The 14,843-nt window shown below is 40.1% G+C and carries 15 protein-coding genes and 1 pseudogene; 10 read left to right on the top strand and 6 right to left on the bottom strand.

Features of this window, described 5'->3' with window-relative positions; genetic code table 11:
- Both WD077_04140 and WD077_04145 read left to right on the top strand, forming a co-directional pair.
- Positions 1-996 carry an ATP-binding protein gene (locus WD077_04140; GenBank protein ID MEX0966404.1) on the top strand — a complete coding sequence of 332 codons (996 nt, stop codon included), beginning with the start codon at positions 1-3 and terminating at the stop codon, positions 994-996.
- Between the two features lie 3 nt (positions 997-999).
- Entirely contained in the window at positions 1,000-3,546 is a 2,547-nt protein-coding gene (locus WD077_04145) for a S8 family peptidase (GenBank protein ID MEX0966405.1), read from the top strand.
- Positions 3,547-4,186: 640 nt separating this feature from the next.
- Here WD077_04145 and WD077_04150 read toward each other — a convergent pair.
- Together WD077_04150 and WD077_04155 are read right to left on the bottom strand one after the other, a co-directional pair.
- Positions 4,187-4,510 carry a type II toxin-antitoxin system RelE/ParE family toxin gene (locus WD077_04150; GenBank protein MEX0966406.1) on the bottom strand — a complete coding sequence of 108 codons (324 nt, stop codon included), beginning with the start codon at positions 4,508-4,510 and terminating at the stop codon, positions 4,187-4,189.
- Positions 4,500-4,709 (bottom strand): hypothetical protein, encoded by a 210-nt coding sequence (locus WD077_04155; protein MEX0966407.1) that lies wholly within the window; start codon positions 4,707-4,709, stop codon positions 4,500-4,502. The genes WD077_04150 and WD077_04155 overlap by 11 nt, the downstream gene beginning before the upstream one ends.
- A 530-nt stretch (positions 4,710-5,239) precedes the next feature.
- Here WD077_04155 and WD077_04160 point away from each other — a divergent pair.
- From WD077_04160 to WD077_04190, 7 genes and pseudogenes are all read left to right on the top strand, one after another.
- Positions 5,240-5,716, top strand: a complete 477-nt coding sequence (locus tag WD077_04160) for a hypothetical protein (protein ID MEX0966408.1) — start codon at positions 5,240-5,242, stop codon at positions 5,714-5,716.
- Between the two features lie 119 nt (positions 5,717-5,835).
- Positions 5,836-6,111 carry a hypothetical protein gene (locus WD077_04165; protein ID MEX0966409.1) on the top strand — a complete coding sequence of 92 codons (276 nt, stop codon included), beginning with the start codon at positions 5,836-5,838 and terminating at the stop codon, positions 6,109-6,111.
- Between the two features lie 599 nt (positions 6,112-6,710).
- On the top strand, positions 6,711-6,950 hold the full coding sequence (locus tag WD077_04170) for a hypothetical protein (GenBank protein ID MEX0966410.1): 240 nt from the start codon (positions 6,711-6,713) through the stop codon (positions 6,948-6,950).
- On the top strand, positions 6,950-8,716 hold the full coding sequence (locus tag WD077_04175) for a hypothetical protein (GenBank protein ID MEX0966411.1): 1,767 nt from the start codon (positions 6,950-6,952) through the stop codon (positions 8,714-8,716). The genes WD077_04170 and WD077_04175 overlap by 1 nt, the downstream gene beginning before the upstream one ends.
- A 309-nt stretch (positions 8,717-9,025) precedes the next feature.
- Positions 9,026-9,931, top strand: a complete 906-nt coding sequence (locus WD077_04180) for a hypothetical protein (protein ID MEX0966412.1) — start codon at positions 9,026-9,028, stop codon at positions 9,929-9,931.
- A gap of 62 nt (positions 9,932-9,993) precedes the next feature.
- Positions 9,994-10,558: pseudogene (locus WD077_04185) on the top strand (dihydrofolate reductase family protein).
- A 24-nt stretch (positions 10,559-10,582) separates the two neighbouring features.
- Positions 10,583-11,035 carry a VOC family protein gene (locus WD077_04190; protein MEX0966413.1) on the top strand — a complete coding sequence of 151 codons (453 nt, stop codon included), beginning with the start codon at positions 10,583-10,585 and terminating at the stop codon, positions 11,033-11,035.
- Between the two features lie 283 nt (positions 11,036-11,318).
- Here the strand turns inward: WD077_04190 and WD077_04195 are convergent, their stop codons facing one another.
- The 3 genes from WD077_04195 to WD077_04205 all read right to left on the bottom strand — a co-directional run bounded on the left by WD077_04195 (position 11,319) and on the right by WD077_04205 (position 13,006).
- The gene (locus WD077_04195) at positions 11,319-12,398 is read right to left on the bottom strand and encodes an ice-binding family protein (protein MEX0966414.1); all 1,080 of its coding nucleotides are present in this window, start codon (positions 12,396-12,398) and stop codon (positions 11,319-11,321) included.
- A gap of 163 nt (positions 12,399-12,561) precedes the next feature.
- On the bottom strand, positions 12,562-12,756 hold the full coding sequence (locus WD077_04200; protein ID MEX0966415.1) for a hypothetical protein: 195 nt from the start codon (positions 12,754-12,756) through the stop codon (positions 12,562-12,564).
- Positions 12,757-12,772: 16 nt separating this feature from the next.
- Positions 12,773-13,006: a hypothetical protein gene (locus tag WD077_04205; GenBank protein ID MEX0966416.1), complete on the bottom strand. Its 234-nt coding sequence runs from the start codon at positions 13,004-13,006 to the stop codon at positions 12,773-12,775.
- A 248-nt stretch (positions 13,007-13,254) separates the two neighbouring features.
- Between WD077_04205 and WD077_04210 the strand changes: the two genes are divergently transcribed.
- The gene (locus tag WD077_04210; protein ID MEX0966417.1) at positions 13,255-13,713 is read left to right on the top strand and encodes a hypothetical protein; all 459 of its coding nucleotides are present in this window, start codon (positions 13,255-13,257) and stop codon (positions 13,711-13,713) included.
- A gap of 128 nt (positions 13,714-13,841) precedes the next feature.
- On the opposite strand, the gene WD077_04215 is transcribed toward WD077_04210, so the two are convergent.
- A complete protein-coding gene (locus tag WD077_04215; protein ID MEX0966418.1) occupies positions 13,842-14,801 on the bottom strand; it encodes a glycosyltransferase family 2 protein in 960 nt (319 codons plus the stop codon).
- Between the last annotated feature and the right edge of the window lie 42 nt (positions 14,802-14,843).

The raw sequence follows: 14,843 nt of genomic DNA on the forward strand, positions 1-14,843 counted from the left end.
ATGAATCAAGATTTGATGATAAGATTATTCCGTTCCATTGAAGGAGACAGGGAAGATGATGTTGTCAAAGTTGCATCTCTTATCATTGAGGACGAGAAGAAAAAAGGACATGAGAAACTTGCGGACAAGCTGAAATTCATTTTAGATAAAAATATTTCGGCCAGCCAAACTTTCAGAGGAGAATTAAGAAAAATTTTGCCAAATGGAATTTCTATTCCAACTGACAAACGAAATAATTTTCCACTTGCAACTTCTATTGACCGAGATGAGTTGCGACATGAAATGGTTTTACCATCTGAAACTGAAGAAAAAATCAGACGAATAGAAAAAGAGTTTGCAGCAAAAGAACGACTTGCACACCACGGATTACAATACAGACAGAAAGTTTTAATTTACGGAGCTCCCGGTTGCGGCAAGAGCATGAGTGCAGAAAGGATTGCTTGGAATTTAGGACTACCATTCTTGAAAGTTCGTTTTGATGTTATTATTTCTTCTTTCCTTGGAGAGACAGCAAGCAACCTCACAAGATTATTTGACGGCATAAAGGACTACCCTTGTGTTTTGTTATTTGACGAGTTTGATGTTATCGGCAAGACCAGAACTAATTCCCAGGATGTTGGTGAGATGCACAGAGTAGTAAATATTTTATTAACGCTTTTAGAACAGTATAATTCAAAAGGTATTTTGATTGCGACAACAAATATTGAAAATGCACTTGACCAAGCACTTTTCAGACGCTTTGACGACATCATTGAAATGCCAAAGCCAAGCAGAGAAGAAGTTTTGCGTTTAACGAAAATGACCCTTTCATCAATTGAGAAATCAAAAGACATCAATTGGAATTCTATGGTTAAGAGGATGATTGGTTTTAGTTCTGCAATTGTTGTGAAAGTTGCTAATGACGCAGCAAAAATTGCAGTTATCGGCAACGAAAATGTTTTGCAACAATCTCATATTGAAAAGTCATTAAACGAAAATCTTCTTTACCTAAAATAATTTATGGCTGATTTTCCTCATTTAAAATTGCCGTTCAAAGTTGAAGGAAGAACTAAACCTTTCAAAGGCGGTGGCAAAAGAAATCCACAGGCGGAAGCAATTACGAATGTAAACAAAGGAATTAACAGGCAATACCACGGAGAGTATCTTGGAAATTCAGCTAATACGTTAATTGAAAAATGGAATGCACTTAAAGAGTTGAAAAGAGCGGAGGGAATTGAATTTCCAAACGTCACAGACATTCCAGTTTTTCTCAAAATTGACACTGCTGAATTCAAAATAGATTCACTTTCAAATTGGGGTATTGAAGTTATTTCTGAGGAGAAAGAAGGATATATCATTGGAGCATCATTGGACGGACTTGTATCATTTCAAGAAAAGATAACTCAGTTTCTTACTCAAGAAGGAAGATATAAAGATACAGCAGCTAAAATTTGGGAATTAGTAACTGATGAAAGTTGGAGAGTTGGCGAATTACTAAAAGGAGAGTTAGGGATAATTTGGGACACAATTGAGCCCGATGTTCTTTACACAGTTCAATTAGGTATATCGTGTTACATACCGAACAAGAAAGAATATCCTGTTAGAGATGAGTTTGACTCTGAAATTAAGTTTCAACAAAAAGTTGCTGACTTCAAAGCCCATGTAAAAACCCTACAAGTTGAGAGAGATACAAAGCAAATAAAAAGAGAAGACGAGATTGAAAGCTACATAGGAATTTACGGAGGGGAGCTACATGCTATTTGGGATAACGAAGTTGATGCAGTTTATTTTAAAATCTCAATAAGCGGAAAAGGATTAAAGGATCTAGTTCAAACATACCAGTATCTCTATGAAGTAAGGTTGGACACAAAATACGATTTGGAAAATGTGCATTTACCTCTTCTCGATGATTACGAAATAGAAATTATTACACCCGACAACAACGCTGCAAATGTTTGTGTTATTGATAGTGGTATTCAAGAAAATCATCGGCTAATTCAAGGTGCAATTGATACAGCAAACTCCCGTTCTTATGTTGACGGTGACACAACAACCGCTGACTATTTTAGACCAAGCGGACATGGAACAAAAGTCGCTGGTGCAGTGCTCTATCCTAATTCAATACCTAAAGAAGGACAAGTTAAATTAGAATGTATCATTCAAAATGCAAGAATTCTTGACAAGAATAATCGTATTGTAACAAGGCGGTTTGAGCCAAAGTTGATGCAACAAATTATTGCTGACTATTCTCCTGAAACAAGAATCTTCAATTTATCCGTATCAGAAGATACTTCTTATATAGGAACTCACATGCCGTCACTTGCAGCATCAATAGACAAACTAATTCATGAGAACAATATTCTTTTCATAGTTGCTGCTGGAAATCTATATTCGAGTTCAGTTATTTCTACAAACCTTGGGATTATAGAACATTTGCAATATGGTAGAAAATATCCAACTTATTTGGACGAAGCTCAATCAAAAGTTGCAAATCCAGGCGTTAGCTATTTTTCAATAACGGTTGGTTCAATTGCGAGAGAAGATTTTGAAGATGCAGATTACAAAGCATTGGCAGGGAAAAACCATGTTTCGCCTTTTTCAAGGACTGGACTTGGTATGTGGGGGTGCATTAAACCGGATGTTGTTGAATTTGGTGGTGACTTGGTGAAAAATAAATTATCAGATCAACTGATAACAAATGAAACTACATCACCTGAATTAGTAAACTCAACTTTACATGGAGCAAGTGCAGTTGGTAAAGATTCATTTGGCACTTCTTTCAGCACACCTAAAGTAAGTTACATCGCTTCAAGATTGCAAACAGAACATCCAACTGAATCAGCACAAATGTATAGGGCTTTAATTATACAGAGTGCAAGATTACCCGAACACTGTTTTGACAATCCGACAATAAATGATTTCAGATATTATGGTTACGGAGTTCCCGATGTAAACCGAGCTTTGAATAATTCTCAATCAAGAATCACATTTATTCAAGACGGAAAAGTTGGGCCGAAAAAAGCTGACATCTATCGTTTAAAAATTCCTGATGCTTTAAAAGGAGAGGGAAAAGAGTTTAGGATTTTAGTTGAGGTTACACTTTCATTTACTGCAAAAACAAGATTAACGAGAAAGGGTTCTCATTCCTATTTATCAAACTGGCTTGAATGGCAATCATCAAAATACAATGAGAGATTCAGTAGTTTCAGAAGCCGAACTATTGAGTATTTGGAAAAAGATGAAGAAACAATTGAGGCAGGAGAAATTGAAGAAGGTGCTGATTCAATCAAATGGATTATCAGAGAGAATCCTGCTTATACAAATAATGGAATCAACAGAAATAATTCAACCGTTCAAAAAAGTTGGGCAATGATAGAACCACAGCAATTTGCCGAAGAATTTAGTATCGCTATCATTGGACATTTTGGTTGGGACAGAAATCTTGAAAGTGAAACGAAGTATGCACTTTGTGTGTCCTTTGAAGTCATGGATGTGGAAATGAATATCTATGAATTATTGGCACAAGCACAAGTTGAAATTGAACCAGAACAAGAAATTGAAGTTTAGCAAAAAATGCGAGCTAAATGTTAAAATATGCTTCTGTTAGCGCGCGTTAGCGCCATCGAAACGTGTGCGGAGCGAGGACACCACCCTCGCTGTGCCTATAACCCTTTTTCAGGACGAGACAACCCCTGTTAGCGCGCGTTTAGCGAAGCGTAACGCGTGCGGCCCGCCTTCTGGATTCCCAGACTTAAAAAATTCTATTCCACCTCCCGCAAATCCAGCTTAAAGCCTGGAAGGGCGTCTTCACCCGATAGCGACCGGTCAAAACCCTCCATTTTTTCAGGTGCAGCGCTTTGCCGGTAAATTTAGGTTACCTGATTAGCGGAATCAATCAGGAACCCAAGCCGAACGCCAAAATCAGAGCTAATGGGCGCGAACTTTTGGCGCTGTGTCTCTTCAAGTAGCTGCTCACGCTTTCTGCAAATCCATTTATCCAAGTCTTCCGAAGGACACTTAGAACTGGCAGGCATACAAACGCGGCATTTCAGGCACTGGAGCGGTATGAACCCACCGGGCTATTACCACCACTGAATTGGGACTGCCGGGAGGAAATATAAGCCTTGTGATTATTTGTCATCACAAGTTGTTAACGTTGCCACAATGTGGCGGCCAGACATCGGTTAAAGTTCTTCTTGTGGCCTCATCAAAGGCCACCAATCAACTTCCGTATTTCTTTATCTGACAAAGTGCTTTTTTCGCTTTTATTATAGATGGTAAAAAGGATTACCTCCTTTTCCAGTACCTGGACCAAGGTCATTACCCTCAGGCCACCAGATTTCCCTTTGCCCTTGGATGTGGTGGTCAGCCGGATCTTGTAAATATTCTGGCCAAGAGGAGTGCCGGTGGTAGGCTCTGTTTCAAGGTCTGCAATGAGTTGAGCAATGTCGTCCTTTAATGATCGGTATTTTTTAACCAACCGCTTGGCCTCCTTACTGAAGTTACTTGAAACCTCAACCTTATAGCTCATCTAAAAACTGTTTTGCAGAAATTGTCTTGAGCTTTCCTTCTTTGGCAAGCTTCACTTCCTCCAGACCTTCCTTAATATTTTCCCTAATCGCCTTATCGGAATCTCCGTCATCCTCCAGTTGAACAAATCCAAGGCTCTTGATCAATTCCATAAAAAACTGAAAGCGGTTGTCAGGTATGTTGAGCGTTATCTGTTTCATCGTCTATTTTGCGTTTGTAGCACAAATTTACATTACTGTTATAAAATTCTTATATATTTTCAGATTCACCCCAGGTTAGCGCGAATTTAGCGAAGCATAACGCGTGCGGCCCGCCTTCTAAATTCCCAGACTTAAAAATTTCTCTTCCACCTCCCGCAAATCCAGCTTAGAGCCTGGAAGGACATCCTCACCCAATAACGACCGGTCAAAGCCCTCCATCTTTTCAGGTGCAGCGCCTTGATGGGAAATTTAGGTTACCTGATTAGCGGGATCAATCAGGAACCTGAACAAGGGACTTCCACCCTCTGGAAATTCTAAAGGCATCTTCGATACCTTTGCCCATGCCGGGCACACACAGCACCTAAGAAAACATCGGGCGGACAGTGGTTTCCGCGAGGATCGTTCTTCGTGGCTATCTTTGCCACAAGCGGACAGGAAAGTGCTCCGAAATGCCCCACGTTTCTTAGCTGCAAAACGTTGGCAAGCATTTGATTTCCTCACAAACCTATATAGTTGTTGCTTGAAAATAAATGAAGCAGTCGCATCAAACAAATCTACCCACTGAAAATAAAAATCACACATTGAATATGATTGTGATTGCAAATATTTTTATCATCTTGGGAATGAGTTTTTTTCTATACAAGTTCTTTTCTCCAACATTACTTTACTTCTTTTTATTGATAATTATAGCTGATTTTATTTTATCTCGGATGTTATTATTAAGACAAAATATTCAAAAGGTTGAACTTAGAGATGAGGGGCTTCGTGTTATGTATAATGCAAAAACCATTGACATAGATTTCGAAAAGATCGATGATATAAACTATGCCTTAAATTATTATATTGACTTCAATGGCAAACTATCGCTATTTTATACCGTTAGATTAAAGATAAAATATAGATTTGGACGCAATTTATATTTCAAATATTCAAAAAAAGGAATAAAGGATAAAGAGCCACAAGATATGATGATAATTAAAAAACAGTTAAAAACGCTTGCCAATTGAGGTACTGTCATAAAAACCAAACACAGCCCATAAAATTTTCTCTAACTTAACGCTGGCTGAAAGAGGGCTTCAGTCGATTGTTTAGACGGAAGTTCATATTGTGCAAACAACAACCGCTCATGGCCAAACTCAGGACAGTCTACGTACCGGATTTTGCAGTCCCGCCTCCTTCAGTGCTTCCCTCGCGGGAAACCACCCCCGACATAGGTTCGGGGCAAGCTTTGCGGCTTGTCGAAGATCCCGGATTTATTACGGGGCTAGTCCCGCCACTCACAACATGGGAATTACGATGCTGCTTCGATACAGAAATCCGGCACAGCCCTGCCGGCATAATTGGTCACCTGACAGAGCCAGGCGACTGCGAAGAGAACCTCGTACCAAATAACATACTTTAGTTTCTATATTTAGTAACTTTTATTATCTGCCCAAATTAGCCCGGAGGACCTGGGTGAACTAATTCCGAATACATGCGGAGTGGGAGCGGGAAGGCAGTAAGGCTAAAAAGGCAATGCTAAACAACAAAAGCAAGAAACGGATAGTAACTTTGCACAATGGATATCAAAGAAAAATTAACCATAAAAAAGCTTATTGAAGAAGCACAAGTTTTTGTGTTGCAGAGTCCACGTACAAGCATGCAGAACTTTATGGCGTCACTGATGGCAAAGCTGTAGGGACTCTGATTGAGCAAAAATTTCAAAAACACCTAAATAACAAATATGAAGTTACTGTAGGTTCATCAGCAAGAGGTATTGACCTTCCTTCAGCCGATATTCAAACTGATATAAAAGTTACTTCGATTAATCAACCACAATCATCTTGTCCGTTTAAGGATGCCAAACAAAAAATATTTGGACTTGGATATAATCTTCTTGTATTCGTATACGATAAAACTGATGACGCTGCTACCCAAACCGCTATTTTAAATTTTGTAAGCTGTTCCTTTGTTCATAAAGAACGAACAGCAGATTATACAACTACATTTCGATTAATAGAAATGGTAAAGGATGGGGCAAATGAGGCTGATATCCTGGCATATTTACAAGACAAAAATATTCCTGCTGACGAAATAACTCTGTCGAAAATAGCAGCACAGATATTAGACACACCACCTGCACAAGGATACCTGACCATTTCAAATGCGTTACAATGGCGACTGCAATATCAAAGAATTGTTGCACTGCACGATGACATTCCAGGAATTGATAAAATTATTAGCTATAACAAACCCAAATAATGAAAATATTTGAAGCGAATATTACTCATCAGGTTATAGATTGGTTAAATGATCATCTGAAAAAATTTGTGTCTTTTGAAAAGGCAAATCAAAAAATGTATGATGCCTTTGGCTTTTTGCATTTTTTTGATAATAAGGAAGATTTTGATACACTTAAAGAAGTGATTGCTATCAATCAGAGCATTGCTGAAGAAACCTGTAGAGCAGCCTATGGCGATTTTCAAACTAATTCTGATTTGGCAAATAAAGTCACATCGCATTTAGCATCAAAAGACATCTCACCTGAAATTGTAATTGAGCCAACTTGCGGAAAAGGAAATTTCATTATTGCATCATTACAAAACTTTAAGAATATAAAAAACGTATTCGGAATTGAAATTTATAAGCCTTACGTTTGGGAAACCAAGTTCAGTATTTTGGATTTTTTTCTATCAAACCCAAATACTACCAAACCGGAAATTTCAATTATTCATTGCAATATTTTTGATTTTGATTTTAAGAAAATAGCAATAAAACACTCAACAAAGGAAGTTTTAGTTATTGGGAATCCACCGTGGGTGACTAACTCAACATTGGGCAGTCTTAATTCAAAAAACCTTCCTAAAAAAACAAATTTCAAAAAGCATAGTGGCCTGGATGCAATGACAGGCAAAGGAAATTTCGACATTGCTGAATTTATCACCCTAACTGTGATCAACGCCTTTCAAAGTATGAAAGGCAATTTATTGCTATTGGTTAAAAACTCAGTTATCAAAAATATTCTGTTTGACCAAAATAAAAATCACTATAAAATTTCATCTATCGAGAAGCATAGTATTGACAGTAAAAAAGAATTTAATGTGTCGGTAGAGGCATCTCTGTTTTATTGTCAACTAAACTCTCTACCATCTTATGATTGCAAAGAATATAATTTTTACAAACAGACTTCTAAAGGCAATTTTGGTTGGTTAAATGATAAATTCGTTTCCAACATTGATGCGTACATGCACACGAAAGAGTTTGACGGTGAATGTCCTTTCGTTTGGCGACAAGGTTTAAAACATGACTGTTCATCGGTAATGGAATTAGACAAAGTCGATAGACATTATGTAAATCGGTTGAATGAGGAAGTTATATTGGAAAATGGATTAGTTTTCGGTCTACTCAAAAGTTCTGATCTTAAAAACACGGTAATTAATCAGACAAGAAAGTTTACGATCGTTACCCAAACAAAAGTAGGTCAGGAAACCAAATACATCAAAACTAAATATCCTAAAACCTATCAATACTTGTCGCAGCATCAAGCAAATTTTGAAGCAAGAAAATCAAGTATCTATAACAACAAACCTTTATTTTCAATATTCGGGGTTGGAGATTATTCGTTTAAGCGCTTTAAAGTAGCCATTTCAGGACTTTACAAAACATTTCATTTTACACTGATCCTACCACAGGACAACAAACCCGTAATGCTTGACGACACCTGTTATTTAATAGGTTTTGACGAAATAGAATTTGCTGTTTACTCTTTGATTCTTTTGAACTCTGATACCACAGCTCAGTTTCTGCATTCAGTAACTTTTCCTGACGCTAAAAGGACTTTTACAAAAGATATATTAATGAGAATTGACCTTTTTAAATTAGCAAAACAGATTGACAAGCATTACATGCAAACAGAACTCGAAACGCTAAATAAAAAATATAAACTCAATTTGACATTAAATTTATGGGACAGTTTTATTAAAAAAATGGCACCCGCTAACAATGGACAGATGGTTTTATTTGAATAGAAAGAAAGTACATGGCTGTAACTTGAAGGTCATGAACCTTTCGAAATTGAGAAATTTTAATAGCGTTTTACCAGGAGCCATAAATTAAAAAAATCCCGGGTCCAGTATTCCCCAGGCCAGGCGAACTCGCGATAACACGCACATCACCAGAATGGGCATGTACCAGCAAAATACCCAGAGGATCGGTTGGACCTTTAAAAGGACTAATACCTACACTCGTAAACGTCATTGCCAAAAAGATACGGTACACAGTTTACTCCACAATATTTATCAGACAAGTGCAGTTGGACATTTTATAAAACTCAAAAAATGAAAAGAATCAAAATTTTGGCAGTCGTTATATCGCTGACGGTTTCCTTCTCAGTTTTCGGACAGGAACAACAACCAACGACCGTTAAGAAAATCAGCATCCATGACGTATACATTCAAACTGGATTTTTTACAGAGGATAACACTAACGGAATCCTTTCTGACTTCAGAACGCTTGTTCCTCAATCTGAAATATTGAACAACAATATGACGGATTTTTCTCAACTTGGTAGCTCTACCTTGATAAGTAATAACACGTTTTCAGTAATGTTAGGAATTCAATTCAGCGACAAGAAAAAAACCATTTACAAATCAAATCCACTATTGCGACTTGGCATCAGTTATTTTTCCGGAACAACTTTGACAGGCGGATCATTCGAGGAGGACCGCAAACCTTATGATACATTGACATCTGCTCAAACGGGTGAAACAGTTTATATTGACTCTGTAACTACGCAGTATTACGGAATGAATTATTCATCCGAACAACTTCGGTTTGATGGCTCGCTGATTTTCAGGACCAATCCCGGGGCACGCTGGTCTATATATACTGGCATAGGCATTACAGCCGGGCTTTCTATCAATGCCAGCACAGACATTTCTTATAGTAAATCCGGCAGGACAGAAACTCGCTACCCAAATGGCAATACCTTTACATCACACGGTTACTCAGGTTCAGGCAGCAGCAAAACAGAAAAGTTCAGAAACGAAACTAATTTTGGTGCATCAACCTATGTCCCGATGGGAATTGACTTTAGAATAGGAAATAAAAGAGAATTCTGGAAACGGATGCATGTGTTTTATGAGCTAAGACCAGGCATAAACATTACATCCATTCCAGAACTTCGGACGATTACCAATGCAAGTATTCAACAAGGCCTTGGCCTACGAGTTTCGTGGAACTGAACAATTATTTGCCGGACCAGCCTCAAGTAATATAATGATAGCACATTATAAAAAAACCAAATATGAGAAAGCTAATTGCAGGAATCAACATGACCCTTGACGGGTTTTGCGACCATACGGCAATAATACCCGATGATGAAATACATCAACATTACGCTGACCTGTTAAGTAGCGCTGGCACCGCTTTATATGGGCGGATAACATTTCAACTTATGAAATATTGGCAAACTGTGGTGGAAAATCCTACGGGCAACAAAGCAACGGATGAATTTGCCATAAAAATGGATACCATTCCAAAAATTGTTTTTTCCCGAACATTAAAATGTAGAATGGGAAACTGCAAAGTTGGCTGACCGGGCCATTGAAGAAGAAGTTCAGGCACTCCAACAGCAATCCGGCAAAGACATTTTGGTGGGCAGCCGGACTTTAATCATACAGTTAATGAAACTTAATTTGATTGATGAATACCAAATTTGTGTTCACCCTGTTGTTGCCGGAAGCGGCTTGCCGTTATTCGAAAACATGCACGACAGGACTATTCTTAAACTCATTAAGACGAAAACCTTTAGTGGTGGTGCAGTTGCGCTTTATTATGAACCAACAAACGAAAGAACAACGAACCACTGACATTGAATAAGGAGAAATAGAACCATGGCAAAAAACAAATTATTAAGAATGGACAATGTGGGCATCGTAGTAGAATCCCTTGAGGACGCCATCTCTTTTTTCACGGAGATAGGCATGAAGCTCGAAGGACGGGCCACAATCGAAGGAGAATGGGCCGGGCGCGTTACAGGACTGGGTTCTCAGCGCGTAGAAATTGCCATGATGGTTACCCCCGATGGCCATAGCCGGCTCGAGATTTCACGATTTCTCAGTCCATCTGTTATTTCAGATCATCGTACTGCCCCCGTAAACGCGCTCGGCTACCTGCGCATCATGTTCACCGTTGAAGACATTGACGAGATGGTACATAGACTCAGCAAGCATGGCGCACAGCTCGTTGGTGAAGTGGTTCAGTACGAGGACTCGTACCGGCTCTGCTACATTCGTGGAACCGAAGGGCTTCTCATCGGACTGGCAGAACAACTTGATAATAAATAAGTGGTGGGTGTTTTATAAAAACATTGACTGTAGAATTTTCAGCCCAACGCCAATGCTTCCCGAAAAAATTCGGGAAGCCGCTAACAACCATTTGCATAGGCAGGGTTTCGCGCTCCACAGATGAAACATCAGGATACCAAATAAACAGTCGTCCCCCTGTCTGATATTATAATTTATCTGACAGGGGGACGACTCTAAATCAAATACACCAACCCGGAACTTAAGACCTGTTAATTCAAATTACGCAGCAGTGCAGCTATTGAAATTTACAGGCTCGTGATGATTATGGTTGAGTGATCGTATTAGCATCAAGGATAACGGCCGTTTGTGCCAGGGCGCGACCTTTAAGAACGGCTCCGGTATCAAGGGTAATGCCTGTCATGGATAGTATAATTCCCTTAAAATCTACGGTCGTGCCGAGGTTTACTTCGCCAGCCACCTGCCAGAAAATGTTCTCAGGTCTGGCACCACCGCCAAGCGTTACTTTCACTCCTGAACTCACGCTGAGGTTTCCGTCAATCTGGAATATCCATACATCAGAGGCACTACCTGATATGACCAGGTTCGTAGGCACTGTAACCGTGCTGCTCCATTTATAAAGACCGGGTACGAGCGTTTTGCCGCCAATATTTCCCGACCCCAACTCAATGAAATCCGGGGCTTTACGCCCTGCCGCCTCATTGTAAGCCGTAATCATATCACTTACTGCCGTAGTAAGGTTGTCAGACGTGGGAGATGCCATGTCGGCCGCATATACCCTTCCGGTGATTTGAGCTGAGGTTGCATACCCGGTGGCATCGGTAAGGGAAAACCCGGTGATGTACGAGGCCGCAGCGGGGCTTATGGCTATGTCGCCCGTGATGGCGGAAGTGGGTATGTTATTGATGGCCGTTTTGGCAAGTATAACATAGTTTTCGGATGACTTCAGGTTTATCCTGGCCAGGCCCTTGGCATTGGCACCTGTGGTAAAACTCCATGTTACATCTTTAGCCATGACCTGACCGGTAATGTCTTTTACATCCGCTGTGATGGTGGCCGTGTATTCCTCATTTTCTTCCAATGAAACTGAGGGCTCAAACATTGCCGTTTTGCCGGAGTAGGACACGCTTCCGGCAATCGGTGTGCTGCCCTTTTTTACGGAGAAGCTGCTGTTGTTAATGCTCGAAGCATCCATGGCATCACTAAAATTTGCGGTAATTACTTTATTGCGGGCAACATCGGTGGCGTCACCATCAGGGCTTGTTGATTCTACTTTTGGATATACGGTCGGATCCGGTTTGGGATCGTCATTTTTTTTACATCCTGTTACAAAAACTACAGCCCCAAGGACAAAAGCGGTAATAATATTTCTTAATTGCATCATTTAATTAATTGTATAAATGCTGAATTTATTTCCAGCATGCAAAGGTGCAACAAGAGGAAAGCTATTCTTTTACTCAATTAAAGGCTATACTTACATTTGTAAGCACATGGCAGAATAACCTGCTATAGGCTTTACAATCCGCAAACATGCGGAGCGGGAATTTTTAGTGGAAAGTGGAATTGATGTAGGTTGAAGTATTCGACTGGAACTTCCAAATGACGGCTGCAATATGCAGGTTATCCTTATGCCAGGTGGAGGGCAATTCCATGCTCGCATCCGAAACGAATGTTGCTCCTGCAACCGGATCCTCCACAATGATATCACCTGAATGATGCCCTGAAGCTGTGCCCCTTAGCACGAAACGATGTTCAAGATCAGCCTTCGTTAGCTGCGTTTATTGACAGCGTAACGCGTGCGGATAAAAGCATAATCTTGCTGAAATTCCTTGTCGAATGTCTGGCTCTCACTACAACGTCCATCCTCCACTCCTGGTCATTTCGACTACCGCCAGAATTTCTGCTCCACTGTAAGAGTATTTCAGCGATATGCCAGCCTATCCTGGTATTCTCGTTACCGCTCAAAATGGCTGACAAAAGCTGAATTCTCATTTGGAAAGCAGTGTGACTAAACAATGGAGATTAGTACTGGTTATAGGGACATGAAAACCACGAATAACGATACTTTAATATTTGCAAGAAATAAAATCCAACGCTAAAATAACCATGTTCAAATAAGAGGGTTGAACACCCAATGTGACACCAATTAAATACGGTGGAGTCTGGAAACCATCTTAAAAAACGGGGCGTTACCGAAAAGCCAAAAGAGTAGGAATCAACAAAAAAATAAACTGTAAAAGATGAAAAAGTTAACTCTCAAATTATTCTTGTTTTCTGGTTTAGCTATGATCATGCTTTCAAGCTGTACCAGCATTCACAAAACTATGCGTGAACCCAGTTCCCGGGTAGAATTCGAAAAAGATGATTTCGCATTATCAGGACAAGTTTCGGCTGAAGCCAAAACGGTAAAAGTCCTGAGCATAGACTGGTCAAGATTGTCTGGCAGAGAAACAGCGGCAATACAAGGTGGACCACAAGGTATGGTCGATATTGCCAATATTCCTGTTATTGGGAATTATGTTGTGGACAAAACAGCAAATTATGCTCTATATAATTTAATGGCAGCGAATCCCGGCTATGATGTGGTTTTTTACCCTCAGTATGAAACAAGAGTGGAGAGGCCGATTATAGGGATTGGATTTCTTTATAAAACAACTACAGTAAAAACTACTGCCCGATTAGGTAAACTTACCGACTAAGTCAGGCGCAAAAATAAATTCAGTTAAAGGCGAATGTTGTAATGCGACATCCGCCTTTTTTTATCGCATGGTAAGTTTGAAAAGCCAGGTTTATTATTTGATGTGTCCTTTGCTTGGTCACGAAGCGTTCAGCCTTCCCGCTCCTTGCTTTCCGGAGGAACGGTGTTGGTTTCCTGGATGATGTAGAGCGGGCGGTTTCGCAGGTTTTCGTTCATGCGGCTGATATATTCGCCTATAATGCCGATGCTCAGCAACTGGATGCCGCCTATGAATAAAACGCTGACGATCAGCGATGCCCATCCGGGTTCGTAATCCTTGGTGACCAACCGGCCATACAAGGCATAAAGCATCAGCAAAAACGCAATGAATGAAACCACGAATCCTGCAACACTGGCAAACCTCAATGGAAAGTTGGAGAAGCCGGTTATGCCATCCAGCGCAAACCGGATCATTTTGCGATAGGTATAGCCAGTTTCGCCCGCCTGCCGTGGAGCCCGTTCAAATTCGATAGACGTTTGCCGGAATCCCACCCACGAAATCTGGCCTCTCAAAAATTTATGATGCTCCGGCATCCTGCGAAGGATCTCCACCACTTTTCTGTGAATAATCCGGAAATCTCCTGTATCCACCGGTATTTCAATGGAGGTGATCCTGGCCAGGATCCGGTAAAATAACTTAGCCGTGAGCAACTTCAGCATGTTTTCTTTTTCCCGTTTTTTTCTCCTGGCATATACCACTTCAAATCCTTCCTGCATTTTTTTGTACATATCAATGATCAGTTCAGGCGGATCCTGCAGGTCAGCATCAATGATCGCTACAGCTTCTCCGCGTGCTCTGTCCAGCCCTGCGGTTACCGCTATCTGATGCCCAAAATTGCGGCTGAAGTGGATATACTTCACATTCTTATCGCTGGCGGCAAGCTCCAGGATAAGGGCCAGGGAATTGTCCCTGCTGCCATCGTTGACAAAGATCAGCTCATGCTTCACCTTTAAAGCATCCGTTACGCTACGCAATCTTTTGTACAACTCCGGGATGTTTCCTTCTTCATTAAATACAGGAATAATCAGCGAGAGATCAATATCAGGCATTTCCAATTATCTTTTAAATAGAGAACAAAAGTAAATGAATTC

The organism is Bacteroidia bacterium (assembly GCA_040880525.1).
Taxonomy (GTDB): Bacteria; Bacteroidota; Bacteroidia; order CAILMK01; family JBBDIG01; genus JBBDIG01.

What these genes read in the sequence shown, in the direction of transcription:
- WD077_04140 (MEX0966404.1), top strand. Translation starts at nt 1, where the DNA reads ATGAATCAAGATTTGATGATAAGATTATTCCGTTCCATTGAAGGAGAC.
- WD077_04145 (MEX0966405.1), top strand. Translation starts at nt 1,000, where the DNA reads ATGGCTGATTTTCCTCATTTAAAATTGCCGTTCAAAGTTGAAGGAAGA.
- WD077_04150 (MEX0966406.1), bottom strand. Translation starts at nt 4,510, where the DNA reads ATGAGCTATAAGGTTGAGGTTTCAAGTAACTTCAGTAAGGAGGCCAAG.
- WD077_04155 (MEX0966407.1), bottom strand. Translation starts at nt 4,709, where the DNA reads ATGAAACAGATAACGCTCAACATACCTGACAACCGCTTTCAGTTTTTT.
- WD077_04160 (MEX0966408.1), top strand. Translation starts at nt 5,240, where the DNA reads ATGAAGCAGTCGCATCAAACAAATCTACCCACTGAAAATAAAAATCAC.
- WD077_04165 (MEX0966409.1), top strand. Translation starts at nt 5,836, where the DNA reads ATGGCCAAACTCAGGACAGTCTACGTACCGGATTTTGCAGTCCCGCCT.
- WD077_04170 (MEX0966410.1), top strand. Translation starts at nt 6,711, where the DNA reads ATGGTAAAGGATGGGGCAAATGAGGCTGATATCCTGGCATATTTACAA.
- WD077_04175 (MEX0966411.1), top strand. Translation starts at nt 6,950, where the DNA reads ATGAAAATATTTGAAGCGAATATTACTCATCAGGTTATAGATTGGTTA.
- WD077_04180 (MEX0966412.1), top strand. Translation starts at nt 9,026, where the DNA reads ATGAAAAGAATCAAAATTTTGGCAGTCGTTATATCGCTGACGGTTTCC.
- WD077_04190 (MEX0966413.1), top strand. Translation starts at nt 10,583, where the DNA reads ATGGCAAAAAACAAATTATTAAGAATGGACAATGTGGGCATCGTAGTA.
- WD077_04195 (MEX0966414.1), bottom strand. Translation starts at nt 12,398, where the DNA reads ATGATGCAATTAAGAAATATTATTACCGCTTTTGTCCTTGGGGCTGTA.
- WD077_04205 (MEX0966416.1), bottom strand. Translation starts at nt 13,006, where the DNA reads ATGAGAATTCAGCTTTTGTCAGCCATTTTGAGCGGTAACGAGAATACC.
- WD077_04210 (MEX0966417.1), top strand. Translation starts at nt 13,255, where the DNA reads ATGAAAAAGTTAACTCTCAAATTATTCTTGTTTTCTGGTTTAGCTATG.
- WD077_04215 (MEX0966418.1), bottom strand. Translation starts at nt 14,801, where the DNA reads ATGCCTGATATTGATCTCTCGCTGATTATTCCTGTATTTAATGAAGAA.